This window comes from Amycolatopsis sp. FDAARGOS 1241 (assembly GCF_016889705.1).
GTDB lineage: Bacteria > Actinomycetota > Actinomycetes > Mycobacteriales > Pseudonocardiaceae > Amycolatopsis.
The window spans coordinates 306538-331304 of sequence record NZ_CP069526.1 but is presented as its reverse complement, the minus strand read 5'-3'; the positions used below and the strand labels follow the sequence as shown (position 1 = coordinate 331304).

The 24767-nt window shown below is 69.5% G+C and carries 27 protein-coding genes; 15 read left to right on the top strand and 12 right to left on the bottom strand.

Going from position 1 to position 24767, the window contains the following annotated elements:
• The first annotated feature begins 49 nt into the window (after nucleotides 1–49).
• The 3 genes from I6J71_RS01560 to I6J71_RS01550 are packed head-to-tail and all read left to right on the top strand — an operon-like array spanning nucleotide 50 to nucleotide 3318.
• Entirely contained in the window at nucleotides 50–841 is a 792-nt protein-coding gene (locus tag I6J71_RS01560; protein ID WP_239154361.1) for a glutaminyl-peptide cyclotransferase, read from the top strand.
• Nucleotides 842–879: 38 nt separating this feature from the next.
• Nucleotides 880–2832 (top strand): MFS transporter, encoded by a 1953-nt coding sequence (locus I6J71_RS01555; RefSeq protein WP_204093080.1) that lies wholly within the window; start codon nucleotides 880–882, stop codon nucleotides 2830–2832.
• Nucleotides 2833–2841: 9 nt separating this feature from the next.
• Nucleotides 2842–3318, top strand: coding sequence for a DUF2771 family protein (locus tag I6J71_RS01550; RefSeq protein ID WP_204093079.1), 477 nt, complete (start codon nucleotides 2842–2844; stop codon nucleotides 3316–3318).
• Between the two features lie 89 nt (nucleotides 3319–3407).
• Here I6J71_RS01550 and I6J71_RS01545 read toward each other — a convergent pair whose 3' ends face one another.
• Nucleotides 3408–3794: a cold-shock protein gene (locus I6J71_RS01545; protein WP_204096808.1), complete on the bottom strand. Its 387-nt coding sequence runs from the start codon at nucleotides 3792–3794 to the stop codon at nucleotides 3408–3410.
• Between the two features lie 131 nt (nucleotides 3795–3925).
• Between I6J71_RS01545 and I6J71_RS01540 the strand changes: the two genes are divergently transcribed.
• The gene (locus tag I6J71_RS01540; RefSeq protein ID WP_204093078.1) at nucleotides 3926–4168 is read left to right on the top strand and encodes a hypothetical protein; all 243 of its coding nucleotides are present in this window, start codon (nucleotides 3926–3928) and stop codon (nucleotides 4166–4168) included.
• A gap of 3 nt (nucleotides 4169–4171) precedes the next feature.
• Here I6J71_RS01540 and I6J71_RS01535 read toward each other — a convergent pair whose 3' ends face one another.
• Complete coding sequence (locus tag I6J71_RS01535) at nucleotides 4172–4780, bottom strand: HAD family hydrolase (RefSeq protein ID WP_204093077.1); 609 nt, start codon at nucleotides 4778–4780, stop codon at nucleotides 4172–4174.
• Between the two features lie 105 nt (nucleotides 4781–4885).
• Between I6J71_RS01535 and I6J71_RS01530 the strand changes: the two genes are divergently transcribed.
• Complete coding sequence (locus I6J71_RS01530) at nucleotides 4886–5512, top strand: TetR family transcriptional regulator (protein ID WP_204093076.1); 627 nt, start codon at nucleotides 4886–4888, stop codon at nucleotides 5510–5512.
• Nucleotides 5513–5528: 16 nt separating this feature from the next.
• Complete coding sequence (locus I6J71_RS01525) at nucleotides 5529–6497, top strand: R2-like ligand-binding oxidase (RefSeq protein ID WP_204093075.1); 969 nt, start codon at nucleotides 5529–5531, stop codon at nucleotides 6495–6497.
• A 341-nt stretch (nucleotides 6498–6838) separates the two neighbouring features.
• On the opposite strand, the gene I6J71_RS01520 is transcribed toward I6J71_RS01525, so the two are convergent.
• Nucleotides 6839–8497, bottom strand: coding sequence for an AMP-binding protein (locus tag I6J71_RS01520; protein ID WP_204093074.1), 1659 nt, complete (start codon nucleotides 8495–8497; stop codon nucleotides 6839–6841).
• A 122-nt stretch (nucleotides 8498–8619) separates the two neighbouring features.
• Here I6J71_RS01520 and I6J71_RS01515 point away from each other — a divergent pair, with 122 nt between their 5' ends.
• The 6 genes from I6J71_RS01515 (at nucleotide 8620) to I6J71_RS01490 (ending at nucleotide 13561) form a co-directional block, all read left to right on the top strand.
• Nucleotides 8620–9369, top strand: a complete 750-nt coding sequence (locus tag I6J71_RS01515; RefSeq protein ID WP_239154360.1) for an ESX secretion-associated protein EspG — start codon at nucleotides 8620–8622, stop codon at nucleotides 9367–9369.
• Between the two features lie 55 nt (nucleotides 9370–9424).
• Nucleotides 9425–9979, top strand: a complete 555-nt coding sequence (locus I6J71_RS01510; protein ID WP_204093072.1) for a DUF3558 family protein — start codon at nucleotides 9425–9427, stop codon at nucleotides 9977–9979.
• Between the two features lie 86 nt (nucleotides 9980–10065).
• Nucleotides 10066–10560 (top strand): hypothetical protein, encoded by a 495-nt coding sequence (locus I6J71_RS01505; RefSeq protein WP_204093071.1) that lies wholly within the window; start codon nucleotides 10066–10068, stop codon nucleotides 10558–10560.
• Nucleotides 10557–12014 carry a hypothetical protein gene (locus I6J71_RS01500; protein WP_204093070.1) on the top strand — a complete coding sequence of 486 codons (1458 nt, stop codon included), beginning with the start codon at nucleotides 10557–10559 and terminating at the stop codon, nucleotides 12012–12014. The genes I6J71_RS01505 and I6J71_RS01500 overlap by 4 nt, the downstream gene beginning before the upstream one ends.
• 411 nt (nucleotides 12015–12425) lie before the next feature.
• Complete coding sequence (locus I6J71_RS01495; RefSeq protein WP_204093069.1) at nucleotides 12426–13178, top strand: PhzF family phenazine biosynthesis protein; 753 nt, start codon at nucleotides 12426–12428, stop codon at nucleotides 13176–13178.
• Nucleotides 13178–13561 carry a YccF domain-containing protein gene (locus tag I6J71_RS01490; RefSeq protein ID WP_204093068.1) on the top strand — a complete coding sequence of 128 codons (384 nt, stop codon included), beginning with the start codon at nucleotides 13178–13180 and terminating at the stop codon, nucleotides 13559–13561. The genes I6J71_RS01495 and I6J71_RS01490 overlap by 1 nt, the downstream gene beginning before the upstream one ends.
• Here I6J71_RS01490 and I6J71_RS01485 read toward each other — a convergent pair.
• The 6 genes from I6J71_RS01485 to I6J71_RS01460 form a co-directional block, all read right to left on the bottom strand.
• Nucleotides 13558–14352 carry a metallophosphoesterase family protein gene (locus I6J71_RS01485; RefSeq protein ID WP_204093067.1) on the bottom strand — a complete coding sequence of 265 codons (795 nt, stop codon included), beginning with the start codon at nucleotides 14350–14352 and terminating at the stop codon, nucleotides 13558–13560. The two genes, I6J71_RS01490 and I6J71_RS01485, sit on opposite strands and share 4 nt — an antisense overlap.
• A 37-nt stretch (nucleotides 14353–14389) precedes the next feature.
• Entirely contained in the window at nucleotides 14390–15184 is a 795-nt protein-coding gene (locus I6J71_RS01480) for an HAD-IIA family hydrolase (RefSeq protein WP_204093066.1), read from the bottom strand.
• A 108-nt stretch (nucleotides 15185–15292) separates the two neighbouring features.
• Nucleotides 15293–16369: a sulfate/molybdate ABC transporter ATP-binding protein gene (locus I6J71_RS01475; RefSeq protein WP_204093065.1), complete on the bottom strand. Its 1077-nt coding sequence runs from the start codon at nucleotides 16367–16369 to the stop codon at nucleotides 15293–15295.
• On the bottom strand, nucleotides 16366–17115 hold the full coding sequence (locus I6J71_RS01470; RefSeq protein ID WP_239154359.1) for an ABC transporter permease: 750 nt from the start codon (nucleotides 17113–17115) through the stop codon (nucleotides 16366–16368). Before I6J71_RS01470 ends, I6J71_RS01475 begins: the two co-directional genes overlap by 4 nt.
• A 73-nt stretch (nucleotides 17116–17188) precedes the next feature.
• Nucleotides 17189–17995: a molybdate ABC transporter substrate-binding protein gene (gene modA / locus I6J71_RS01465; RefSeq protein ID WP_204093063.1), complete on the bottom strand. Its 807-nt coding sequence runs from the start codon at nucleotides 17993–17995 to the stop codon at nucleotides 17189–17191.
• On the bottom strand, nucleotides 17992–18396 hold the full coding sequence (locus I6J71_RS01460) for a molybdopterin-binding protein (RefSeq protein WP_204096807.1): 405 nt from the start codon (nucleotides 18394–18396) through the stop codon (nucleotides 17992–17994). The genes modA and I6J71_RS01460 overlap by 4 nt, the downstream gene beginning before the upstream one ends.
• Nucleotides 18397–18824: 428 nt before the next feature.
• Here I6J71_RS01460 and moaA point away from each other — a divergent pair, with 428 nt between their 5' ends.
• The 3 genes from moaA (at nucleotide 18825) to I6J71_RS01445 (ending at nucleotide 21479) form a co-directional block, all read left to right on the top strand.
• The gene (moaA, locus tag I6J71_RS01455) at nucleotides 18825–19898 is read left to right on the top strand and encodes a GTP 3',8-cyclase MoaA (protein ID WP_204093062.1); all 1074 of its coding nucleotides are present in this window, start codon (nucleotides 18825–18827) and stop codon (nucleotides 19896–19898) included.
• Between the two features lie 25 nt (nucleotides 19899–19923).
• On the top strand, nucleotides 19924–20175 hold the full coding sequence (locus I6J71_RS01450) for a MoaD/ThiS family protein (protein WP_204093061.1): 252 nt from the start codon (nucleotides 19924–19926) through the stop codon (nucleotides 20173–20175).
• A 668-nt stretch (nucleotides 20176–20843) separates the two neighbouring features.
• Nucleotides 20844–21479: a transglycosylase family protein gene (locus I6J71_RS01445; RefSeq protein ID WP_204093060.1), complete on the top strand. Its 636-nt coding sequence runs from the start codon at nucleotides 20844–20846 to the stop codon at nucleotides 21477–21479.
• Nucleotides 21480–21738: 259 nt separating this feature from the next.
• Here I6J71_RS01445 and I6J71_RS01440 read toward each other — a convergent pair whose 3' ends face one another.
• The 3 genes from I6J71_RS01440 to I6J71_RS01430 all read right to left on the bottom strand — a co-directional run bounded on the left by I6J71_RS01440 (nucleotide 21739) and on the right by I6J71_RS01430 (nucleotide 24674).
• Nucleotides 21739–22725 (bottom strand): molybdenum cofactor biosynthesis protein MoaE, encoded by a 987-nt coding sequence (locus I6J71_RS01440; protein WP_204093059.1) that lies wholly within the window; start codon nucleotides 22723–22725, stop codon nucleotides 21739–21741.
• A complete protein-coding gene (gene moaC, locus I6J71_RS01435; protein WP_204093058.1) occupies nucleotides 22722–23195 on the bottom strand; it encodes a cyclic pyranopterin monophosphate synthase MoaC in 474 nt (157 codons plus the stop codon). The genes I6J71_RS01440 and moaC overlap by 4 nt, the downstream gene beginning before the upstream one ends.
• Nucleotides 23196–23276: 81 nt before the next feature.
• The gene (locus I6J71_RS01430) at nucleotides 23277–24674 is read right to left on the bottom strand and encodes an NAD-dependent malic enzyme (protein ID WP_204093057.1); all 1398 of its coding nucleotides are present in this window, start codon (nucleotides 24672–24674) and stop codon (nucleotides 23277–23279) included.
• Nucleotides 24675–24767: the final 93 nt, after the last annotated feature.

The following is a 24767-nucleotide window of genomic DNA, read 5'->3' as shown; positions in this document are numbered from 1 at the left end:
GCCCAATTGTGCCGCACGCATCCGCGACGGCCGTGCCAGGCTGTTCCCCGTGCGTACCTCCAAGGCACTGATCGTCTGGCCGCTGCTCGCCGTCGCCCTGCTCGGCGGCTGCGCCGGCACCCCGGCGGCACCGCCGGCGCCCGAAGCGCTGACCGTCCAGGTGCTCCAGACGCTGCCCCACGACACGTCGGCGTTCACCGAGGGGCTCGAGTTCTCCGGCACCACGCTGTACGAAAGCCGCGGCCTGTCCGGCGAGTCGGCGCTCACCGCGGGGCCGGCCGGGCGGGCGCCGGCCACCCGCGTCGCGCTGCCGTCGCCGCTGTTCGCGGAGGGCATCACGATCCTCGGGCCCAAGTTGTGGCAGCTGACCTGGCAGGACGGCTTCGCCATCGAACGCGACGCGAAGACGCTCGCCGAGCTGCGCCGCGTCCCGTTCGGCGGCGAGGGCTGGGGCCTGTGCCACCAGGCCAGCGGACGGCTGGTGATGAGCAACGGCAGCTCGAAGCTCACGTTCCGTGACCCGCAGACGTTTGCGGTCACCGGCAGTGTCGACGTCGGCGTGGACCAGCTCAACGAGCTGGAGTGCGTTGGTGACACGGTGTACGCGAACGTGTGGAAGACCGGGACGATCCTGCGCATCGACGCTCGAAGCGGACAGATCACCGGTCGCATCGACGCGTCCGGACTGCGTACGCCCGTCGACCCCGGCGAGGACGTGCTCAACGGCATAGCCGCGATCCCGGGCACCGACGAATTCCTCGTCACGGGCAAGCTCTGGCCCTCGATGTTCCGGGTGAAGTTCGTCCCCGCGAAGACCGGGCACGCACAGAACGGCACGTGAGCGGGCGGAACGGCGCCCCGATGAGGCAGGATTGACACGTGGCACTCTTCGGTTCGCGCTCCGAACCCGACCGCACCTTCTCCGCGCGGTCGGGCAAGGGGCGCGGCCGGAAGTCCAAGCGCAAGTGGACGCCGGAGCCCGGCGCCGCCCAGGCCCGCTCCTGGCGCGACGCGCCGCCGCCCCCGCCGACGCGCGTCGACCAGCAGCAGCGGCCCGCGCCGCCCGAGTACGCCGACCAGCAGACGCGCCGCGTCCCGCCCGAACACGTCGCGGCCGACCAGCCGCGCGCCCGGCCCCAGCACGCGCCCCCGGCCGGCCGCGGCCGCAGCCCCTTCTACGACCAGCCGCCCACCGCCGACGAAGCCCCCACCGGCGCCGTCCCGCGAGGTCACCGGCCGCCGCCGAACCGCGGGGCCCGCCCGTACCCACCGCAGGACCAGCGCACGGAGCCCGTGCGGCCGCGGCCGGACAACCGGCCCGGCAGCGATGAGTACGAGCACTACGACACCGGTGGGTACGCGGGCGAGCCGCGGGTGGGCCCCGATCGCGACGAGGAGCTGCACACCACCGCGGCGCCCGGCGCGGGCTCGATCCCGAAGCTGCCGAAGAAGCTCACCGTCACGCGCGTCGCGGCGCTGCGCAGCCGGCAGCTGAGCGGGCAGGCCATCGGCATGTTCCAGCGCGCCACGAAGGCCGACGGCGCGGACAAGTCGGGCCTCACGTCGCTGATGTACGCGGTGATGCTCAACTACGCGAGCGACGCCGCCATGGCCATCGCGCTCGCCAACACGCTCTTCTTCGCCGCCACCAGCGGCGAGAGCAAGGGCAAAGTCGCGTTGTACCTGCTGATCACCATCGCACCGTTCGCGCTCGTCGCGCCCGTGATCGGGCCGGCGCTCGACCGCATCCAGCGCGGCCGGCGCCTCGCGATGTGCGCGGCCTCGCTCGGCCAGGGCCTGATGGCCGTGGTGATGGCGCTGCACTTCGACGACTGGCTGCTGTACCCGGCCGCGCTCGGGATGATGGTGCTGTCGAAGTCGTTCACCGTGCTCAAGGCAGCCATCACGCCGCGCGTGGTGCCGCCGGAGATCACGCTGTCGAAGACCAACGCGCGGCTCACGATCTTCGGCCTCATCGCCGGCGGTGTGTTCGGCGCGCTGGCCAGCGGCGTCAGCTCGTTCAGCGGCTCTGCGGGCGCGCTGTGGTTCACGGCGCTGATCTGCGTGGCCGCGGCCGTGCAGTCGATGCGGATCCCGTCGTGGGTCGAGGTGACCGAGGGCGAGGTGCCGACATCGCTGTCCGCGCGGCCGGAGCCCAAGCAGAAGAAGCAGCGCCAGCCGATGGGCCGCCACATCGTGGTCGCCTTGTGGGGCAACGGTTCCGTGCGCGTGCTCACCGGTTTCCTCATGATGTTCGCCGCGTTCGCGGTGAAAGCGCAGACCGAGGGCCAGGGCCACAGCCCGTTCATGCAGCTGCTGCTGCTCGGCATCATCGGCGCCGCGGCCGGGGCGGGCGGGTTCGTCGGCAACGCGCTGGGCTCGCGCCTGCAGTTCGGCTCGCCGGACCAGGTGATCCTCGGGTGCATCGCCGCGTGCGCCGGCACGACGCTGATCGCCACCCTCCTACCGGGACTCGCGACGGCCGCGATCGTCGGCCTCATCGGCGCGACGGCGAGCGCGCTGGCGAAGATCAGCCTCGACGCCGTGATCCAGGAGGACCTGCCGGAGCAGTCGCGCGCGTCGGCGTTCGGACGGTCGGAAACCGTGCTGCAGCTGGCTTGGTGCTTCGGCGGCGCCGTCGGCCTGCTGCTGCCGCCGACGTACTGGCTCGGCTTCCTCGTGGTGACGCTGCTGCTCGGCGTGGGCCTCGCGCAGACCTACCTCGTGCGCCGGGGCGGTTCGCTCGTGCCGGGGCTCGGTGGAAACCGCCCACTGCGGCCCGAACCGACCGGCAGCTTCCCCGCGCAGGGTGTGCCGCGCGAGCGTCGGTAATCTTCGGCCATGCGACGTTCCCGTTTGGTGGCCGTGCTCGCGGCCGGTAGTCTCGCTGTGGCCGGCTGTTCCGCGCCGGGCCCGGCCGAGGTGACGTTCTACGGCGACGGGCACACGATCCGCGTCGGCCCCATCGGCAACTGCGATCTGAGCACCGGCGTCTGCTCCGCCAATCCGGGCGCCGCGGGCACGCTGAAGGTGCGCCCGGGCCGGTCGGTGCAGGTCTCCGTGCCGAAGGAGATCGCCGAAGGCCCGTGGAAGGTCACCGTGCAGTCCATCGACGGCAAGGGCCAGCCCCAGCCGTTGAAGGAGGACATCATCACCAGCGGCGACCAGTACGCCTACACCGCGACGCCGCCGTCCAAGGACGACCAGATCGTGGTGGTCGAGATCGCCCAGGCCACGGTCATCAGCCGCACCGGCGACCCGAACGACGCGGAGCCGATCACCTCGGCGTTGTGGTCGCTCCAGGTGCAGCCCGCCTGATTCCGGCGGTCGCAGCGGGCGCGGATCCCGGCGGCGCGATCGATTTTCGGTTCGCCCCGCCGGAATCGTCAGTTGTTCCCGCCTTCGGTTTACGGGTCGAGGTCCCGGGCGACCGCGCGCATGATCTCCGCGATCTGCTTGGTGTGCTTGCGATCCGGGTACCGGTTGCGCCGCAGGTCGGGTTGGACCTTGAGTTCGAGGAGCTTGATCATGTCCTCGATGAGGCCGTGCAGTTCCTCGGCCGGGCGCCGGCGCGCTTCGGCGACCGACGGCATCGGGTCGAGCAACCGGACGGAAAGCGCCTGCGGCCCGCGACGGCCGTCGGCGACGCCGAACTCCAGCCGCTGCCCGGCCTTCAGGCCTTCGACGCCCTGCGGCAGCGCGGCCTTGCGGATGTAGACGTCGGCTCCGCCGTCCTGCGTGACGAACCCGAACCCCTTCTCCGCGTCGTACCACTTGACCTTGCCGGTCGGCACTTCCCTCACCAGTCCTTCTGCTGTGCTGCTCACGACGAACGCGCCCCGGGCGTACCCAGGGCGCGCGTCTGCTTAGCGTATCTCGCCACATGCCCTGGGGAGAAGCGGATACGGCCGATACCCTCAGCGCCATGGAAAAAACCGCGAAGCAGACCGGCCGGACCCGGACCGGCAAACCGATCCTGATGCGGATCGGCATCGGCCTGTTCGGCATCGGCATGGTGGCCGTGCTGGCGGTCTTCGTGATGTTCGCCGCCGGCCTGGAGAACCTGCCCGTGTGGCTCAGCGCCGTCGCCGGTGTGGTGACGCCGCTGGGGCTGCTGCTGGGCCTGATCGCGCTGGTCCGCGAGGCGCGCGCGGGCAAGCACGGCTGAGCCTCAGCCGAACGTCCGCGCGAACCAGTCCGGGAACTCCACCAGCGAGGCGAACACCACGTCCGCTCCTTCGGCGACGAGTTCCTCCCGCGTGCACGGCCCCGTGGTGACCGCCGCCGCGAGCGCGCCCGCCGCCCGGGCGCCCCGCACGTCGCCGAGGTGATCTCCGACATACGCACGGGCGTCGTGCTCCTTCAGCGCCACCGCTTTCTGCGTGGACCACAGCTCACCGACGAGCTCGTCGACCTCCAGCCCGAGCGCCTCGACGTGCCGCCGCGCGTTCGGCCCGAACTTGCCCGTGACGACGAGCGTGCGCCCGCCGGCCGCGCGCACGGCCTTCAGTGCCTCCGCCGCGCCCGGCAGCGCGATCGTGCTCGGCACGACCACCTCCGGGTACAGCTCGCGGAACCGGCCGACAAGCTCGGGGATGCGCTCCTCCGGTGCCTCGAAGCCGCGCAGGCTGTCCTCCAGCGGCGGGCCGAGGTTGGCGGCGAAGTGCTCGCCGTCCAGCGGCAGGCCCGCCTCCGCACCGAGTGCGTTCATCACCGCGACCATGCCGGGCCGCGGGTCGATCAGCGTCATGTCCAGGTCGAAGCCCACCGTGATGCCCACGGCCGCCACGGTAGCGGGCGGCACCGACAGAACCGCGATGCTGTACATCCGATCGAGTTCGGTAAACGTTCTTGACACATTTTTGAGATGTGTCAAGCTGGCGGTGTGACGAGCTTCACCGAGCGCACCAAGGCTTCGCTGCGCGAGGCCCTCCTCGACGCGGCTGCGGACCTGCTCCCGGACCGCGGCCACGCGGGGCTGCGCATGGCCGACGTCGCGGCGCGCGCCGGCGTGAGCCGCCAGACGGTCTACAACGAATTCGGCAGCAAAGCGGCGCTCGTACAGGCCGTGGCGCTGCGCACGGCGTCGGCGTTCCTCGACGCGCTGCGCTGCCGCTTCGAAAACGCCGACGGGCTGGCCGCCGCGATCCACGGCGGCGTCGTCTACACCATCGACCACGCCCGCGAGAACCGCCTCGTCGCCGCCGCGCTCGGCACCGGCGAGGGCGAAGACCTGCTCCCCCTGCTCACCACCAAGGGCGAGCCCATCCTCACGGCCGCCGCCGACCTGGCGACCGAGCACTACCGCGAGCTCGAACCGCGGCTTTCGCAGGAATCCGCCGCTCTGCTGGCGGAAACCGTCGTGCGGCTGTCGCTGAGCCACTTGGTGCTGCCGACGCATTCCGCGACCGTGGCCGCCGACGCCGTCGTCGCGGTCCTGGTTCCCGCCATCGAGCAGTTCGTCCGCGAGCCGTCCGCAGATTCATCCACAGATTCGCCCACAACGGAGTGACACGAAAGGGCCAGCCATGACCGACACGCTCCCCGAACTGCGCAGCGGGTTCTCGTCACTGCGCGAGGGCGGGCTCAACTGGGACTCATTCCCCTTGCGCCTGTTCGTGAAGGGCAACAAGAAGTTCTGGAACCCGGCCGACCTCGACTTCAGCCGGGAGCGCGACGGCTGGCTGAGCCTCACCCCGGAACAGCAGCGCTCCACCACCTACCTCGTAGCGCAGTTCATCGCCGGCGAAGAGGCCGTGACGGAGGACATCCAGCCATTCATGCGCGCGATGTCGGCGACCGGCCGCTTCGGCGACGAGATGTACCTCACGCAGTTCTGCTTCGAGGAGGCCAAGCACGTCGAGGTGTTCCGGCGCTGGATGGACGCCGTCGGCCTCGACCACGACCTCCACCAGTACGTGGCGGAGAACCCGCACTACCGCAAGCTGTTCTACGAAGAGCTGCCGCAGTCGCTACGCGCGCTGGAGGACGATCCCAGCCCCCTCAACCAGATCCGCGCGAGCGTGACCTACAACCACGTGATCGAAGGCAGCCTGGCGCTCACGGGCTACTACTCGTGGCAGCTGATCTGCACCCAGAACCAGATCCTGCCCGGCATGCAGGAGCTCGTCCGCCGCATCGGCGACGACGAACGCCGCCACATGGCGTGGGGCACCTTCACCTGCCGCCGCCACGTCGCCGCGGACGACTCGCTGTGGGACGCCGTGCAGCAGCGCATGGGTGAACTGCTGCCCCACGCGCTCGGCATGATCCAGTGGGTGCAGGACCAGTTCGAGGAAGTCCCGTTCGACAACGACCCGGAAGAGCTCCTCCAGTACGCCGCCGACCGCGCGCAGCGCCGCCTCGGCGCCATCGAGTCGGCCCGTGGGACGCCGGTGGAGCAGATCGACCTGGACTACTCGCCGGAGCAGCTGGAAGAAACGTTCGGCGAGGAGGACGAGAAGGCACTGGCGGAAGCGGCTGCCGCGGCTTCCTGAGCGGCCGTTGCGGGATTTCACCGGCGCGCCAAGAGAATGTCGCGGCCGTCCCCGGTTCGTCCGGGGACGGCCGTCGCGTCATCGCCGGAGCACCCACGCCACCGCCGGCGGGTGCGACGGCACGGGAGCCGGCCACCGTTGCCGTTGCGAAACTGTGGCCCGGCAACGGATCCGGCCGCCTTCGGGACTCGTCGGGCCCAGCGCACACGGCATCCTCGGCCCACCCGACCGGCGACGACGGCCTGGTTGGTCGCCGCGGCTCGGCCCAGCTCGCCACCGAGCGCCGGCAGCGCGGTGAGCTGGGCCGTCTGCGACCCGCGACCGAGTTGCCCGGTGCCTCCCTACGCGTGCGGCGTGGCAGCGGCGGCTTCGAGGCCGAGCAGCGTCACGGACTGCTCCCGCATCTCGACTTTGCGCACCTTGCCCGTGACGGTCATCGGGAACTCCTCGACGATGTGGACGTAGCGCGGGATCTTGTAGTGCGCGAGCTTGCCCGTGCAGAACTCGCGCACCGCTTCGGCCGTGAGCGGCTCGGCGCCCTCGCGCATGCGGATCCAGGCCATGAGCTCTTCGCCGTACTTGACGTCGGGGACGCCGATCACCTGTGCGTCGAGCACGTCCGGGTGCGTGTAGAGGAACTCCTCGATCTCGCGCGGGTACACGTTCTCGCCGCCGCGGATCACCATGTCCTTGATGCGGCCGGTGATGTTGAGGTAGCCCTCGTCGTCCATGATCGCGAGATCGCCGGTGTGCATCCAGCGCGCGGCATCGATGGCTTCGGCCGTCTTGTCGGGCTGGTCCCAGTAGCCGAGCATCACGGAGTAGCCGCGTGTGCAGAGCTCACCGGGCACGCCGCGCGGCACCGTCAGGCCGGTGTCGGGATCGACCACTTTGGACTCGAGGTGCGGCCCGACCCGGCCCACTGTGGACACCCGGCGCTCCACCGAGTCGTCGGCGCGGGTCTGCGTGGAAACGGGGGAGGTTTCCGTCATGCCGTAGCAGATGGACACCTCGGTCATCCCCATGCGGTCGATGACCTGCTTCATCACCTCGACCGGGCACGGCGAACCCGCCATGATCCCGGTGCGCAGCGACGACAGGTCGAACGACTCGAACTCGGGGTGGTTGAGCTCGGCGATGAACATCGTCGGCACGCCGTAGAGCGAGGTGCACCCTTCCGCCGCAACGGCTTCCAGCGTCGCCTTCGGGTCGAAAGCCGGGGCCGGGATCACCATGGCCGCGCCGTGGCTGGTGCACGCGAGGTTGCCCATGACCATGCCGAAGCAGTGGTAGAAGGGCACGGGGATGCAGACGCGGTCTTCCTCGGTGTAGTTGCACAGCTCGCCGACGAAGAAGCCGTTGTTGAGGATGTTGTGGTGGGAAAGCGTGGCGCCCTTCGGGAAACCCGTGGTGCCGGACGTGTACTGGATGTTGATCGGGTCGTCGGCCGACAGGTTCGCCTGCAGCTTCGCGAGCTCCGCCGGGTCGCCGCCAATTCCTGCGGCCATGAGGTCGGTCCACGCGTCGGTGCCGAGCAGCACCACGAACTCGAGGTCCGCGCACTTCGGCCGGACTTCCTCGATCATCGCCGCGTAGTCCGACGTCTTGAACTTGTCCGCCGCGACGAGCATCCGCACGCCGGCCTGCTTGAGGACGTACTCGAGTTCGTGCGAGCGGTACGCGGGGTTGATGTTGACGAGGATGGCGCCGATCTTGGCCGTCGCGTACTGCAGCACCGTCCACTCCGCGCGGTTCGGCGACCAGATGCCCACGCGGTCGCCCTTGCGGATGCCCTTGGCGACCAGGCCGTGGGCGAGCGTGTCGACGTCGGCCTTGAACTCCGCGTACGTCCACCTGGTGTTCGCCGCGCGGTCCACCAGCGCGTCGCGATCCGGGAAGGCGGCCACCGTGCGGTCCAGGTTGTCCCCGATGGTGTCGCCCAACAGGGGGACATCGGACGTCCCGGAGGCGTAACTGGGCAGTGCGGGCGCGTCAGGCATGGGTGCCTCCCGTGGCGGTCGTCGTCGACAACGGGAGTCTAGTGCCGTGCGGCGTCCGCTACGCTCAGTGGCGGTTGGGGATCCTTTCACGAGGGGTTGGGGCTGTGCCGGAGGAATTCTCCTTGAGCTGGCATGAGGTCGACGTCGCCGTGCGCCGCAGCGGCCTGCCGGCCTCGTGGCACCCCTTCGAGATCCGCAGCCCGGGCTACACGCTCGACGAGCACCAGCGCTTGTCCGACGCCGCCTGGGACTCCATGCGGACTCGCGGGCTGGCCGAAGCGGACAAACTCGACCCGGACGTCCTGGCGACACTGCAAGCCTGGACCCGCCCGGAGGTCCTGATCATCGTCCGCGCCGCCGAACTGCCGTCCGGCACGGTCCTGTACCGCGCCTCCGCGGGCTTCGGCCTGGGCGTGTTCTCCTCGTCCTCCGACGACGGCATCCGCTTCCAGCAGGTCCGCCCCGAGCGGCTGGCCGAGACGGTGCTGAGCATGTTCCCCGCCTACCCTCCCCTGCCGGTTTCGCCGGTCTCGTTCACGCAGTCCCCCGCGCGGCACTCTTCTTCGGACTTCTCGGACTTCTCCGACCGCGACTTCACCTCGGCCGCACCTTCCCGACGTGATCGGGACGCGTTGGCCGCGTACTCGCAGTGGCCCCTCCACCGGCACGGCACCGTGGAACTGTCCCTGCGCCCCCGCCACGGCGCGTTGCGACCTGTCGGCACGGTGACGTTCGTGGATACGGACGGAGGACGGTACGTGACTTTCTCGGACCCACTTCGCGATGGCGGGTTCCGGTTGCGCTTCGTCCCGTCGGACGGGTCGCACCTGCGAAGGTGGCTGTTGGATGCGATCGAGGAAGGCGTTCGCTGAACGCATCCGGCCACAGGCTCGCCTCCGGCGATCACCTACCCGTAGTGTTCACCGGGTGACTGGACCGATCCGTGGCTTCATGACCTTCGTCGGCCTCGCCGCACTCGCCTGCGCCCTGACCGCCTGCGACGGCTCCTCCGTCGGCGGCACACCCACTCCGGCGACCTCGTCTGCGTCCGCGCCGAGCAGTTCAGCTGCAGACTCGAACACTCCGCTGGCAGGGATGAATCCCTGCAAGACGCTGGACCAAGCACTCACTGGACAGGGGTTCCCCCCGGCGAAGCCCGAATCCGCCGACCTAGAGCACGCCTGCGGTACCGACCGGCCTGACGGCCACGGAGTCAGCCTCGAGCTCCAAGACGGCATGACCATAGACCAAGACCTGACTGACCCCTCCGTAGCGAAGACCGGATCGATCAACGGCCGGAAAGCGATCCTCGAACGCGGCCTCCTGCACGCCACCGGAGGATGCGCCGTCCGGATGGAGGTCAAGCCGCACTCGCGAGCGATCGTGGTCGGCACGCTGGCGACCGGCAGCACTGACGAAGCATGCGACTACGCCGACGGCATCGCCAAAGCCGTAGAAGTCCTGCTGCCGAAAACTGGCTGATCAGCGATCGCCCGAACTCGCTGACTTCGCAGACCAAGCCAGTTACAGTGAACGAGGGAGTACACAGGGTATCCAGGAGGGGCTTGATGACCACGGGTGACGCGAACGCTGACTTCGGCGGAGGAGCGCCGGCAGCACCATCTGGAAATCCTGGGCAAAGCCTCCCTTCCAACCTGGTTGCAAATCCACTGGACGACGCAGGGGTTCAGCGGATCAGCGAAGGCGCTGCCCAATTCAAAGCCCTCGCCGAGAGCGGCGGTTTCACCATCAACGATGAGGCATTCAAAGCCTACGAGAAGGTTTGCGACGAATTCCTCAACGGATATGGCCCAATTCAAAGAAACCTTTTCCTTCTGACAACTCGAGCTCAAATGGGAAACAGTGACTACGCAAAAGAGGTCGCGGATTTCAATAGCAAGGTCGCCAACGGCGACCCGCAGTCACTAATACCCAACCTGGAGCTGCTCAAGAATAGCTTCGAGCAGGTCAAAGAAGCTCTCGTCGTCGCTCGGAACAACTACCGAAAAACCGACGGCGAACAAACGCAAAACCTCTCAAACGTGAACAAGGCGGACTCATGACGGAGAGGCACGTCGAGCAACGCGAGTACGAGGCTGACTACTACAGCCAGACCCACGCCGACCTGTCCAGGAAGGCCACGCCGGGCCGCTTCGGTGCCGAGGACCAGCGGAACATCCGCGACTCGGTCGACAATCGCACAGGGCAGGCGGCGTCGAACTACTCTGTCAGCCAAGGCGCGCAACTGCTGCAGGACCAGGCGACACGAGGCGATGCTCCTGCCCCCAACGCCAACTACGCCGCCCATGATCACGAAGATCTGTACAACATGGTCCACACCAATCTGGACGTCGGGGGCATTGATGCACGAGGACGTGTCTCCAACGACTTAGGAAACTGGCTGGCGACGATTTCCGACTCGGTGGACAGTGCGACCAAAACCAGCGGCGCGGTGTGGCAGGGAGCAGGCGCGTCACAAGCGCACAACTTCTTCCAAGCCACAGCGTCGTACACGGCACAAACCGCAAATGCCGCTCAGCTGAGCTCCAATCGGTACTCCCAGCAGGCGGCCGCGGCCAGCTACGCGCAGCACAACATGCCGGAACCCACCGGGTTCGACCAGCAGGCCGAGATGGACAAGGCCACGCAACAGATCACCAGCGGCGACCCGGCGGGCGCCGTGCAGACGATGAACGCCATCGCCGCCAAACAGCAGCAAGCGGACGCCGCACACCAGCAGGCTGTGCAGGTGATGCAGGGGCTGGACAGCACGTACCACGAGACTGCCACCACTCAACCGGTCTACTCTGCGCCGCCAAAGCTCGGGGGCACCGACAACAGCACCCACATCAGCAGTGCCTCGCCGGTGGGCAGCACGGGTGGGTACGGGGGTGGCTTCAACGGCCCGGCCGGAGCCAACTTCGCCGGCACCGGCAGCACTGGCCCTGGCGGCGGACCTGGCGGAGGGGGGCCGGCCAACTTCGGCGGCAACGCCTACACCCCGCCCGGAGCCAGCACCGGCGCCGGAGCGTTCCCGGGGACCGGGCCTGGCGGTGGAGGCGGCTTCCGCTCGCCGACTGCCGGCGGCGGGTTCGGGCGGCTGTCCCCCGATGCGGTGGCGCTCGGCGGCGGCCCGGGTGGTGTGGGAGGCAGTGGTGAGGACACCGTGCGCGGCCGGTCCGGGTTCGGTGGCGGACGGGCCGGCGGTGGGTCCGCCGGGAGCCGCGTCTCCGGCGGCGGAGCGACCGCGAAGCCCGGCGAAGGCGAGAGCAGCGGCGCCAAGGGCGCGAGCGAACGCCTCGAGCGCGGCGCGACCGCAGCGGCCAACGCCGGCAAAGGCGGCAAGGCCGGCGCACCTGGGGCGGCGGGAGCCGCAGGCGCGGGCAAGAAGAAGGAAGACGACAAGGAGCACAAGAACAAGCTCCCCACTCAGGTCGACCCGGACGAGGTGTTCGAGGTGCGGCCCGAGCGTGGCCCGGACGGCGAGAAGATCACGCCACCGGTCATCGGAGGGTGAGCGAGGGCGCGGCGTCACCTGCGGGGTGACGCCGCGTTGCCCACCGGCTCTGAGGGCGAGGCCACCGAAGCGGAACCAGGCTTGCTCGCACGCCGAACACCGGTGAGCGCGGTGCCGGGTAGTGCCGTTCACCCACCGAATGCGGATGCACGACGTGGGCAGCGCCGCACCGTGTTCGGGGTTGTTCAGGCACCGAAGACGGGCCGCGGTGACGGCGTGTTCACACAAGTCGCGCCAGCACCAGGTCAGGCGACGCCAAAGGAACCGGGCTTGCTCGCACGCCGAACAACCCAGGCAGCCCTGAAGGATCCCGGCGAGCACGGGCCCGCAGAAAAGTCGACAAACCCGCCACAAAACTCCAGGGGAAATCCCTGACCCTCTCCCCCGACCACCACCGGTAACGTTACGTACATGCGGTTCTACGTGGTCGATGCGTTCACCGACCAGGCGTTCGCCGGGAATCCGGCCGGGGTGGTCGTCCTCGAGCGGCCGGTCGAGGACGGCTGGATGCAGCAGGTGGCGGCGGAGATGAAGCACTCCGAGACGGCGTTCGTGAAGCCCGGGCACGACACCACCGAACTCCGCTGGTTCACCCCCACCACCGAGGTGGACCTGTGCGGCCACGCGACCATCGCGGCGACGCAGGTGCTCGGCGGGACGCAGACGTACGAGACCCGCAGCGGCATCCTCACCTGCAGCAAGAACGAGGACGGCTGGATCCGCATGGATTTCCCTGCGGACGAGCCGCACGAGACCGGGGAGGACGTCGGCCACCTCTTCGCCGGCGACACCTCGTATGTCGGCCGCGCCAAGGAGAACCTGTTCGTGGAGCTGCCGGGCGAAGAGGACGTCCGCAAGGCGGAGCCGGACCTCGAGCAGCTCAGGAACACCTGGACCGGCCGCCTGATCATCACGGCGCGAGCCACCGAATACGACTTCGTCAGCCGGTTCTTCGGGCCCGGGGTCGGGGTGGACGAGGATCCGGTGACGGGGTCGGCGCACTGCGCCCTGGCGCCGTACTGGGGCCGCAAGCTCGGGAAGACGAACCTGACCGCGGCTCAGGTGTCGCAGCGGGGCGGGGTCGTCACCACGGAACTGGACAACGACCGCGTGCACATCAGTGGCCGCGCGGTCACGGTGGTGAGTGGGGAGCTGCACGTCTGATGCGCCTGCTGCTGAACATCATCTGGCTCGTGCTCTGCGGCTTCTGGATGGCCGTCGGCTACCTCGTCGCGGGCATCATCTGCTGCATCCTGATCATCACGATCCCGTTCGGTCTGGCGAGCTTCCGGATCGCGAACTACGCGTTGTGGCCGTTCGGCCGGACGATCGTCGACCGGCGCGACGCGGGGGTCGGCTCCGTCCTCGGGAACATCATCTGGTTCATCTTCGCCGGGTTGTGGCTGGCGATCGGGCACGTGATCACGGGCGTGCTGCTGTGCATCACCATCATCGGCATCCCGCTGGGCCTGGCGAACTTCAAGCTGATCCCGATCTCCCTCATGCCGCTGGGCAAGGAGATCGTGCCGGCGCCGGAAATGCGTTAGGGCTCCGGCACGAACGGCAGCTCCACCACCAAGCACGGCCCGCCGACGAACAACCCGCCGTCGATCCCCAGCGCCTTGCCGCCGGCGTACAGGTACGGCCCCTCGATCTGAGCCGGGTGGATCCCCAGCTGGTCGGCGATCACGCTGTGCCCGTGGACGATCCGCGAACCACCGAGGGCGTCCATCAGCTGCCGCGCGTTGTCCTCCCCCGCGGGGCCGCGGAAGGCGTACCGCGTGGTCATCCGCCGCCAGACCTCCCAGAAGGCCTCGATGTCGTTGCCCGTCAGGATCTCCTGCACGGCCGAGTTGATCGAGTCGAGGTCGGCGCCCCAATCCAGGTACTCGAGCGTGTCGGAGTGCATCAGCAGGTGGTCGTCGACGAGCGAAACCACCGGACGCGCCGAGAGCCACTCGATGTGCTCCGGCGTGAGCCGGTCCTGGTCGGACAGCAGGCCGCCGTTGATCTCCCAGCTGCGCGCGAAGCTGCGTGGCCCGAAGTCCGACGGCACCTGGCGGTCGCCGAAGTGGTACATCCCCAGGAGCAGGATCTCGTGGTTCCCCAGCAGCATCTGCACGGATCCGCCGGCCTCCGGCGCCTGCTCCTGCAGCGAACGCACGAAGTCGATCACGCCCACCCCGTCGGGGCCGCGGTCCACGAAGTCGCCGAGGAACCACACCTGGTCTTCGGCGCCGCTCCACTTGTCGTCGCCGTCGACCAGCCCCTCGGCGCGCAGGGCGTCGGCCAGGGCGTCTCGGTGCCCGTGGACGTCGCCCACCACATACACGCTCATCGTTCGACGATAGGCCCTGCTCCGCCGCCCGTACCGGTCAGCCTTCTCCGAACGGGTCCAGGGTTCGCCCGATCAGGTCCGCGACGGAGTCGATCACCATCGTCGGCCGGTACGGATAGCGTTCGGCCGACTCCGGAGTGGAAATCCCCGACAGGACGAGGACCGACTGCAGCCCCGCTTCGAGGCCCGCGTGCACGTCGGTGTCCATGCGGTCGCCGATCATCAGCGTCGACTCCGAGTGCGCCCCCAGCCGGCGCAGCGCCGAGCGCATCATCAGCGGGTTTGGCTTGCCCACGTAGTACGGCGAACGCCCGGTCGCGCGTTCGATCAGCGCCGCGACCGACCCGGTCGCCGGCAGCGAGCCCTCGTTGCTCGGCCCGGTCGCGTCCGGGTTGGTGGCGATGAACTTCGCGCCGCGCTCGATCAGCCGGATCGCGTTGGTGATGGAGCTGAAGCTGTATGTGCGCGTCTCGCCCAGTACCACGTAATCCGGGTCGCGTTCGGTCAGCACGTAACCGACCTCGTGCAACGCGGTGGTCAGGCCCGCCTCGCCGATCACGAACGCCGTGCCGCCCGGGCGCTGCGAGTCGAGGAACTGCGCGGTCGCCAGCGCCGAGGTCCAGATCGACTCCTCGGGGATGTCGAGCCCGGTGCGCAGCAGCCGGGCCCGCAGGTCACGCGGGGTGTAGATCGAGTTGTTCGTGAGCACCAGGAAACCGATGCCGTTGTCGCGTAGTTCGGCGAGGAACTCGTCCGCGCGCGGTACGAGGTGCTCCTCGCGAACAAGGACACCGTCCATGTCGCTCAGGTAGTTCCAGCGGCCTTCGGTCACCGTCGCCGTCCTCTTCCACGCAGGTTCTTGATCGAGTCCGAACGGTATCACGGGGAGCCGGCAAAACTGCCCGAATCCTGGGATTCTCCTTGCGGCGCAACGCCTCCGTCACGACTGCGCCGGATGCACGGCCACGGTCGCGGCCTTCACCGACAGCGTCACCGGCGACCCCGGTTCGAGTTCCAGATCGGCGACCGCCGCCGGCGTCAGGTCAGCGCTGAGACCATCGCCCCAGCCGCCGTCGGTCACGCGCAGCCGGATCACGGGCCCGTGCGGCTCGAGCGCCGCCACCGTCGCCTCGACGGTGTTGCGCGGGCTGCCGCGGTGCTCGCCGTCGTGCGGGTACACGGCCACCGCGCTGGGCTCGAACACCGCGACCGCGGCTTCGCCCACCACGGCGTCCTCCGACAGCAGCCCCGACACGAGGTCGCCGGACTTCGTGCGCAGCCCGTCCGCCTCGGCGACGCCGGCCACCAGGTTGAGGCCGGCGATCCGAGCCGTGAACGCCGTGCGCGGCGCCGCCAGCACGTCGCGCGTCGGCCCGCGTTCGACGATGCGCCCGCCGGACATCACGGCCACGTGGTCGGCCAGCGCCAGCGCGTCGAGCGGGTCGTGGGTGACCAGCACGGTCGTCGGGCCGCCGCGCAGCACGCGCCGCAGCAGGCCACGGATCGCGGGCGCCGCGTCCACGTCCAGCGCGGCGAACGGCTCGTCGAGCAGCAATAACGACGGCGCGGACGCGAGTGCCCGCGCGATCGCCACGCGCTGCTGCTGGCCACCCGAGAGCTGACCGGGCCGTCGGCGCGCGAACGCCGAAGCGTCCACTTCGGCCAGCCACGTCTGGGCCACTTCACGCGATTTCGCCCGGCTCGCCCCGGCCGCGCGCGGCGCGAAGCCGACGTTGTCCAAAGCGGACAGGTGCGGGAACAGCAGCGCATCCTGCGAGAGCAGCCCGATGCCGCGCTCGTGCGGCGCGAGGTCCACCCGCTCGCCCGCCAGCGTCCGGCCGGCGAGCGTGATGTCGGCCGAGGTCACCGGGACGAGGCCGGCGAGGCTGCCGAGCACGGTGGACTTGCCGGAGCCGTTCGGCCCGAGCAGCGCGAGGACGGTGCCCTCGGGCACGGTGAACTCGACGTCGAGGGAGAACGTGCCGCGCGTGAGCGCGATCCGGGCCGAGAGCGTCACCGCAGACCACCTTCGAACGACCGGGGCCGCGCCACCGCGATGACCACGATCGCCACCACGATGAGCAGCAAGGCGAGCGCCACTGCGCTGTCGACGTCCACCTCGGCCTGCGTGTAGACCTCCAGCGGCAGCGTGCGCGTGACGTCTTCGAGGCTACCGGCGAACGTGATCGTCGCGCCGAACTCGCCCAGTGCCCGGGCGAAGCTCAGGACGACCCCCGACCCGAGCGCAGGCAGCAGCAGCGGCACGGTCACGCGGCGGAACACCGTCCACGGGCGCGCGCCGAGCGTCGAAGCGACCTGCTCGTAGCGGTCCCCCGAGCCGCGCAGCGCGCCTTCGAGGCTCACCACCAGGAACGGCATGGCGACGAAGGTCTGCGCGATCACGACCGCCGTGGTGGTGAACGGGATCTGCTGGCCGGTCAGCGCGCTGATCAGGATGCCGAGAAAACCCTTGCGGCCCAGCAGGTACAGCAGCGCGAGGCCACCGACCACGGGCGGGAGCACGAGCGGCAGCAGCACGATCGAGCGCAGCAGCCGCACGCCGGGCAGCCGGGAGCGGGCCAGGACGATGGCCAGCGGCACGCCGAGGACCACGCACGCGGCCGTCGAGAGCAGTGCCGTGATCAGCGACAGCTTCAGCGCGGCCAGCGACGAGGCCGAGACGAGCAGCGAGGGGAACCGGGTGATGTCCGAGCGCACGAGCAGCCCGACGACGGGCAGCACCACGAGCGCGAGCGCCACCACGGCGGGGAACCAGAGAACACCAGGGACGCGCGAGTGCGGCGGCTGGTCGGTTACCGCCGCACTCCGCTGTCCCCTACTGAGCCGGGCCAAACCCGATCTTGGTCAGCTCGGTCTTGCCCTGCGGGCCGTTGACGAAGTCGGTGAACTCCTTCGCCAGCGCCGGCTGCGGGGCGTCCTTCACCACGGCGATCGGGTAGCTGTTGATCGCGCCGCTCGACTCCGGGAAGTCGACCTTGTCGACCTTGTCCGCCGCCGACGTCGCGTCGGTGACGTACACCAGCCCGGCGTCGGCGTCACCCGACTGCACCTTCGCCAGCACCTGCTTGACGTCGGTCTCTTCGCTCGCGGGCTTCAGCGTGACGCCCGTGTTCTGCTCGACATTCTTCGTCGCCAAGCCGCACGGCACCTGCTGGGCGCAGACGACCACGGACAAGCCGCTCTTCGTGAGGTCGGAGAACGCCTTGATGCCCTTCGGGTTGCCCTTGGCGACCGCGATCGTCAGCTTGTTGGTGGCGAAGACCGTCGGCTGCCCGTCGATCACCCCGCCCTGCACGGCCTTGTCCATGTTGGCCTGGTCCGCCGAGGCGAACACGTCGGCCTTGGCGCCGTTGTCGAGCTTCTGCACGAGCGCTGAGGAGCCCTCGTAGTCGAACTTCACGGTGACACCCGGGTGCGCGGCCTCGAACTGCTTGCCGAGCTCGTTGAACGACTCGGTCAGGGAAGCGGCCGCGAACACGGTGAGCGTGCCCGTGGCACTGGCGGGCGCCGGGGCCGACGCGCTGCCGGAGCCCGAGTTGGTGCTGGCTTGGTCGCCGGAGCCGCACGCACCGGCGAAAACCGCTACCGCCGCGACGGCGCTGGCGATGGCGAGTTTCTTCATCTGGTTCCTTCCGGGGTCTCCACCACTACGGTGGTCGCCTTGACAACGGCCACCGCCAGCACACCCGGGCGTAACCCGAGCTCGCGGACGGCTTCCGAACTCATCAGTGACACCACTCGGTGCGCCCCGCACTGCAGCTCGACCTGGGCCATCACCTTATCGGCGGTGACTTCGGTGACGAGCCCCACGAAGCGGTTGCGGGCGGAGCGGCCGACTGCCGACGGGTCGTCGGGGCCGGCGGCCTGTGCGCGGGCGAACCCCGCGAGCTGTGCACCGTCGACGACCTTCCGGCCGGCGGCGTCGTCGGTCGCGGTCAATTGACCGGCCCGGACCCAGCGCCGGACGGTGTCGTCGCTGACGCCGAGGAGCCGGGCGGCCTCGGACAACCGAAATTGCGGCATGGCCGGAACATTATCGCCGCAGTTGAGGAAAAGCCATGCGAACCGCGAATTGTTGCGTAACGCTTCGGGTATTGCGTTCTGATAACGCCCGGGTTTGTCCCGCGTTCGTGAGAACCGTCCGGGCGGAGACCTCCGGACACCGGTCATCGCCCGAGGTGATGACCCGCGTCACAGCCGGAGTGGACAGTCCGGCGACAGCCGCAAAACCCCGTGCAACCTGGTATTCCGCCGCACATCGGGCGAGGTCGGGCGCGGCCGGCGTCGCTTCTGGGCAGTCGCGGGCGCGCCAGTGCGCGAACGGTCCCGCCGCACGCCTCGGCGGGCGGTGACGATGCGGTCACGGTCCGCGCTTCGAAGCCGGTCTCAACGGCTCGTCCGTGGATTCCCAGGAGTCGGCATTCGGGCGTTCGCGAGTTAAGCTGTGCGTAATGACGGCAGTACATCTCGGGTTTCCTCGTGTCGCCGGTGCACGAGGTTCTTCAGGCGCACCCGCAAGCCCCCGGCCAGACCACCCCGGACTCCTCGACAGCTTCGGCCGCGTGGCCACCGACCTGCGGGTTTCCCTCACGGACCGGTGCAACCTGCGCTGCACGTACTGCATGCCCGCCGAGGGCCTCGACTGGATGCCGGGCGAGCAGGTGCTCACCGACGACGAGCTGGTGCGGCTGATGCGCATTGCCGTCGAGCAACTCGGTGTCACGGACATCCGCCTGACCGGCGGCGAGCCGCTGCTGCGCCCGGGCCTCGAGGGCATCGTGGCGCGCATCACGGCACTCGAGCCGCGACCGCGGGTTTCCATGACCACCAACGGGATCGGGCTCGCCAAGCGCGCACCCGCCCTCGCGGCGGCCGGGCTGGACCGGATCAACGTCTCGCTCGACACCGTCGACCGCGAGCTGTTCGAGAAGATCGCCCGGCGCGACCGGCTGTCCCACGTGCTCGCGGGGCTGGCGGCCGCGCGCGACGCCGGCCTGGCGCCGGTGAAGGTCAACTCCGTGCTGATGCGGGGGCTCAACGACCACGAGGCCGTCCCGCTGCTGCGGTTCTGCCTCGCCGAGGGCTACCACCTGCGGTTCATCGAGCAGATGCCACTCGACGCGCAGCACGGCTGGAGCCGCCGCGACATGATCACCGCGGAAGAGATCCTCGCGATGCTGGGCGAGGAGTTCACCCTGTCCCCGTTCCCGGCCGCCCGCGGCGGCGCGCCGGCCGAACGGTGGCTGGTGGACGGCGGCCCCGGCGACGTCGGGGTGATCGCGTCGGTGACCAGGCCGTTCTGCGCCGCGTGCGAGCGCACCCGGCTCACGGCCGACGGCGCTGTGCGCTCCTGTCTGTTCTCCCAGGACGAGACGGACCTGCGTGCCCTCGTGCGCGGCGGCGCGCGCGATGAAGAGGTGGCGGACGCGTGGCGGGCCACGATGTGGGGCAAGCTCGCGGGCCACGAGATCAACGAAGCCGGGTTCGCGCAGCCGATCCGGCCCATGAGTGCGATCGGCGGATGACATGGCACCCCAGTCCCTCGAACCGATGACCGTGCTGGTCCGCTACTTCGCCTCGGCGCGCGCTGCGGCGGGCGTCGAGGAGGAGAAGCTGAAGCTGTCCGAGGGCGCCACGGTGGCGGACGCCGTCCGCGTGGTGCGCGAACTGCATCCGGGTCAGCTGTCGCGCATCCTCGACGCGGCGAGCTTCCTGCTGAACGAGATCGCCGTCCGTGATCAGAATCGTACGCTCAGTGACGGTGCACAACTCGACGTTCTTCCGCCGTTCGCCGGCGGGTGACCTGCGCCTGAACCGCGTCCGACGGCGCTCAGCGCCTCACTGGGCGCCGCAACGGGCGTCCCGCGCCATTTGGTCCGGACCATAGCAAACAGCGCTCCAGACGCCGTGAGCGGCCATTTTCGCTAATCCCTACTCTCCGAAGTAGTTCGCTCACGGCGTATTCCAGGCTTTCCCGGAACCACTCCCCCTGCACTGGCGGACTTCGCACTGAGTGGTTTAAGGTGCGCCACTCATTCGACGCACGAATGGACCGTTGACACCTTATCGACGTGACCCAAGCCTCACGATCCGTGAAATATCTCGGCCAGAAAACGCGCAGATAACGGTCCTCTGACCTGCGGAAACATGCCGATCGTGGGAGGTTGCCTGCTGTTACTGTGATGTAGGTCACATGCCGAATAATTTCCGATCACGGCTCTCGTTACGTACCGTCGCTTTTCGGTTGGCCCCGACCGACCGAGCAAGACCGGGAATCCGTAGCGCCTAGCCCTGTCCAGCGGATCCCCGGACCCATACCCCGAGCGAAAGCATTTCCGGACAGGGACGAGGGGACGAAGACCGCGCATCGTGCGCTGTCCGCGTCTGCCGCCCGGCAACGGGCGGACGGGCCCCCCAACCCGGCCCTCAGCCTTCGGGCTCGTAGGCGCAGGAAACCGAGATGTATTCAGATGTCTTACCGAGGCAAGCACCGCAAGATGTCCGCTGCCACCCGAACCATCGCCCGCGTCGCAGTTGCGGGTATCGCGGTCGGCGCACCCATTGCGATCGCCGCGACCCCCGCGTCGGCGACGAACTGGGACGCTGTCGCGCAGTGCGAGAGCAGCGGTAACTGGAGCACCAACACCGGCAACGGCTACTACGGCGGCCTGCAGTTCACGCAGAGCACCTGGAAGGCCTACGGCGGCACTGGCAGCGCGGCGAACGCTTCGCGCGAGCAGCAGATCGCCGTCGCCGAGCGCGTCCTGGCCGGCCAGGGCGGCGGCGCGTGGCCGAACTGCTACGCCAAGGGCGCGGGCGGCTCGACCGCTTCGCACAAGTCGACCAAGTCGACCTCGAAGTCGACCAAGAAGGTCACCCCGAAGAAGAGCACGAGCGCCGCGAAGAAGGTCGCTTCGACCCCGGCGACCGGCGTCTCGAAGTCCAACCCGAACGGTGACTACACCGTCGTGGCCGGCGACACGCTGTCCAAGATCGCCGGCAAGTTCAACGTCCAGGGCGGCTACCAGAAGCTGCAGGACCTGAACAAGGGCTACATCCCGAACGCGAACCTGATCCTGGTCGGCCAGAAGATCGCCACCAAGTGATCCGGGCCTCCTCCGGGAGGCTCTGACCGCTCCATCGGGCTGGTAAACCCCGACGAAGGGCCCCACCGCGACATTCCCCCGGCGGTGGGGCCCTTCGAGGTCGGGGTTCGGAACCCGGCGCTGAGCCGGTGGTGCGGACGCCGACGGCGATTCTCGCGACTCAGGCGCACTGAGCGCACCGTTCGTCCGCTTCGCCCGATTCCATGCCGGTTCGGCCGGTCCGGGCGCGCTCAGCCCGTTTCAGAGCCGTGGTTCGTCTTCAGGGCGAGTTGACCCACTCGTCCGAGCCGTCCGTGAAGTGCTGGTGCTTCCAGATCGGCAGCCGGGCCTTCACCTCGTCGACCAGCTCTGCGCACGCGGCGAAAGCCTGCCCGCGGTGCTCGGCCGCCACGGCGCAGGCCAGGGCCACGTCACCGATGGCGAGCGGGCCGACGCGGTGGCTGACCGCCACGGCGCGCACCCCCGTCCACCGGCCGGCCAGGTCGTCGACCACCTGGGCGAGCATGTCCCCGGCCGTGGGGTGGCCCTCGTACGTGAGGTCGCGGACGCCTTTGCCGCCGTCGTGGTCGCGCACGACCCCGCCGAAGGTCACCACGGCGCCGGCGGCGTCGTCTTCGACCAGGCGGGCGTGGTCGTCGACCGACAGCGGCTGGTCGCTGACGTCGGCGCGCAGGATCCGCACCGCCGGGGCCGCGGCCACGGCGACGGACTCCGCGGGCTGGGCAGCGGCGAGCGCGTCCGCCACCGAGGCAGCGTCCTCTGTGGTCGGAGGCCGCGGGTGGTCACCACCGGCGAGCTGGTCCACCGCGTGCGCCAGGATGTCCTCCAGCACGCGCAGCCCGTCCTTCACCCCGCCCGTGGACCCGGGCAGGTTCACGATCAACGTGCGCCCCGCCACACCGGCTACCCCGCGCGACAGCACCGCCGTCGGCACGTGCGGCAGCCCGGCCGCCCGGATGGCGTCCGCCACGCCCGGCAGCTCGTAGTCCAGGACTTCGCGAGTGACGTCGGGGGTCCGGTCCGTGGGGGAAATCCCGGTCCCGCCAGTGGTCAAGACCACTGCGACGCCGTCGGAAACCGCCGCGCGCAGCGCCATGCCGACCGGCGCACCGTCCTCGACGACCACCGGCGCCGGCACGTCATACCCGTGCGAGGACAGCCAGGAAACCAGCACTGGCCCGGTTTTGTCCTCGTACACGCCCTTCGCGGCGCGGTTGGACGCCACGATCACCCGTGCTTTGTTCATGACTGCCGCTCCCACGTGCCGGTCTTGCCGCCGTCCTTGCGGATCAGGCGGACGTTGTCGAGCGTCGCGGCCGGATCGACGGCCTTGATCATGTCGTGCACGGTCAAGCCGGCGATGGCGACGGCCGTGAGGGCCTCCATCTCGACGCCGGTGACGTCGGTGGTCTTCGCCGTCGCGGTGATGTGCACGGCCGCGTCGTCGAGTTCGAACTCCACCTTCACGCCGGACAGCGCGATCTGGTGGCACAGCGGGATCAGGTCCGGCACCTTCTTCGCGCCCATGATCCCGGCGATCCGGGCTGTCGCCAGCGCGTCGCCCTTCGGCAACCCGTTGGCGGACAACAAACCCACCACCTCGGCGGTGGTGTGCACGGTGCCGCCCGCGAGAGCCGTGCGCGCGGTCGCCGTCTTGCCGGAGACGTCGACCATCCGCGCGGCACCGGTGGCATCGACGTGGCTGAGTTCACTCACCCCTGGAGGCTACCCACGCCGCCACCGGAGAGCACGCAAAGGGCCCCGCGAACAGCAGCGGGGCCCCGTCGCGAAGAAATCTCAGCCGATCGCGGCTTCCTTGCGCACCGCGGCGCGGACGGCGTCCGCGACGGCCGGCGCGACCGCGCTGTCGAACACGCTCGGCACGATGAACGACGCGTTGAGCCGGCTGTGGTCCACCACGTCGGCGATCGCGTCGGCGGCGGCCAGCAGCATCGTGTCGTCGATGTCGTGCGCGGCGGCGTCGAGCAGACCGCGGAAGACGCCCGGGAACGCCAGCACGTTGTTGATCTGGTTCGGGAAGTCGCTGCGGCCCGTGGCGACCACGGCGGCGTGCTTCTGCGCCTCGAGCGGGTCGATCTCCGGGTCCGGGTTGGCCAGCGCGAACACCACGGCGTCCTTCGCCATCGTCGCGACCTGGTCGGCGCCGAACAGATTCGGGGCGGACACCCCGATGAACACGTCCGCGCCCACGAGCGCCTCGTGCAGCGTGCCCGACTGCTTGTCCTGGTTGGTGTGCGCGGCGATCCAGCTCAGGTTCTCGTCGAGGTTGCCGCGGTCCGGGTGGACGATGCCGTCGATGTCGGCCGCCACGATGTCGCGCGGCTGTTTGCGCAGCAGGAGCCGGATGATGGCCGAGCCGGCCGCGCCGACCCCGCTGACCACGATCTTGCAGTCCTCGATGTTCTTGCCGACCACGCGCAAAGCGTTGCGCAGGGCGCCGACGACCACGATCGCCGTGCCGTGCTGGTCGTCGTGGAACACCGGGATGTCGAGCTGCTCTCGCAGGCGCGCCTCGATCTCGAAGCAGCGCGGCGCCGCGATGTCCTCGAGGTTGATGCCCGCGTACACCGGCGCGATCGCCTTGACGATCTTGATGATCTCTTCCGTGTCCTGGGTGTCCAGGCACACCGGCCACGCGTCGACGCCCGCGAACTTCTTGAACAGCGCCGCCTTTCCCTCCATGACGGGAAGCGCGGCCGCCGGGCCGATGTTGCCCAGGCCCAGCACGGCCGACCCGTCCGTGACCACGGCCACGGTGTTGCGCTTGATGGTCAGGCGGCGGGCGTCCTCGGGGTTGGCCGCGATCGCCTGGCACACGCGGGCGACACCCGGCGTGTACGCGCGGGACAAGTCGTCACGGTTGCGGAGCGCAACCTTGGGGCTGACCTCGATCTTGCCGCCGAGGTGGATCAGGAACGTCCGGTCCGAAACCTTCCGGACCTTCACCCCGGGCAGGGAGTCGAGGGCCTGGGTGATGTCCTGGGCGTGGTTCTCCGACAGCGCGTTGGCGCTGATGTCGACCACGATCATCTCGGCGTGCGACTCGACGACGTCGAACGCCGTCAGCACCCCGCCGACGCGGCCGACGGCGGTGGTGAGGTCACCGGCGGCGGTGGACGAAGCCGGGGCCTCGACCCGGACGGTGATCGAATACCCGGGACCGGGAACCGGCATGGCACTAACTCCCCGCTGGGAAACCTGTGGCTAGGACACTCACGACACTAGCCCCGTGACGCCGGACACCCGACCCCAACCGGGTGACTCGCC

What these genes read in the sequence shown, in the direction of transcription:
- I6J71_RS01520 (WP_204093074.1), bottom strand. Translation starts at nt 8,497, where the DNA reads ATGCCTGACGCGCCCGCACTGCCCAGTTACGCCTCCGGGACGTCCGAT.
- I6J71_RS01445 (WP_204093060.1), top strand. Translation starts at nt 20,844, where the DNA reads ATGTCTTACCGAGGCAAGCACCGCAAGATGTCCGCTGCCACCCGAACC.
- I6J71_RS01440 (WP_204093059.1), bottom strand. Translation starts at nt 22,725, where the DNA reads ATGAACAAAGCACGGGTGATCGTGGCGTCCAACCGCGCCGCGAAGGGC.
- I6J71_RS01540 (WP_204093078.1), top strand. Translation starts at nt 3,926, where the DNA reads ATGGAAAAAACCGCGAAGCAGACCGGCCGGACCCGGACCGGCAAACCG.
- I6J71_RS01485 (WP_204093067.1), bottom strand. Translation starts at nt 14,352, where the DNA reads ATGAGCGTGTATGTGGTGGGCGACGTCCACGGGCACCGAGACGCCCTG.
- moaA (WP_204093062.1), top strand. Translation starts at nt 18,825, where the DNA reads ATGACGGCAGTACATCTCGGGTTTCCTCGTGTCGCCGGTGCACGAGGT.
- I6J71_RS01490 (WP_204093068.1), top strand. Translation starts at nt 13,178, where the DNA reads ATGCGCCTGCTGCTGAACATCATCTGGCTCGTGCTCTGCGGCTTCTGG.
- modA (WP_204093063.1), bottom strand. Translation starts at nt 17,995, where the DNA reads ATGAAGAAACTCGCCATCGCCAGCGCCGTCGCGGCGGTAGCGGTTTTC.
- I6J71_RS01505 (WP_204093071.1), top strand. Translation starts at nt 10,066, where the DNA reads ATGACCACGGGTGACGCGAACGCTGACTTCGGCGGAGGAGCGCCGGCA.
- I6J71_RS01495 (WP_204093069.1), top strand. Translation starts at nt 12,426, where the DNA reads ATGCGGTTCTACGTGGTCGATGCGTTCACCGACCAGGCGTTCGCCGGG.
- I6J71_RS01550 (WP_204093079.1), top strand. Translation starts at nt 2,842, where the DNA reads ATGCGACGTTCCCGTTTGGTGGCCGTGCTCGCGGCCGGTAGTCTCGCT.
- I6J71_RS01430 (WP_204093057.1), bottom strand. Translation starts at nt 24,674, where the DNA reads ATGCCGGTTCCCGGTCCCGGGTATTCGATCACCGTCCGGGTCGAGGCC.
- I6J71_RS01460 (WP_204096807.1), bottom strand. Translation starts at nt 18,396, where the DNA reads ATGCCGCAATTTCGGTTGTCCGAGGCCGCCCGGCTCCTCGGCGTCAGC.
- I6J71_RS01525 (WP_204093075.1), top strand. Translation starts at nt 5,529, where the DNA reads ATGACCGACACGCTCCCCGAACTGCGCAGCGGGTTCTCGTCACTGCGC.
- I6J71_RS01450 (WP_204093061.1), top strand. Translation starts at nt 19,924, where the DNA reads ATGACCGTGCTGGTCCGCTACTTCGCCTCGGCGCGCGCTGCGGCGGGC.
- I6J71_RS01500 (WP_204093070.1), top strand. Translation starts at nt 10,557, where the DNA reads ATGACGGAGAGGCACGTCGAGCAACGCGAGTACGAGGCTGACTACTAC.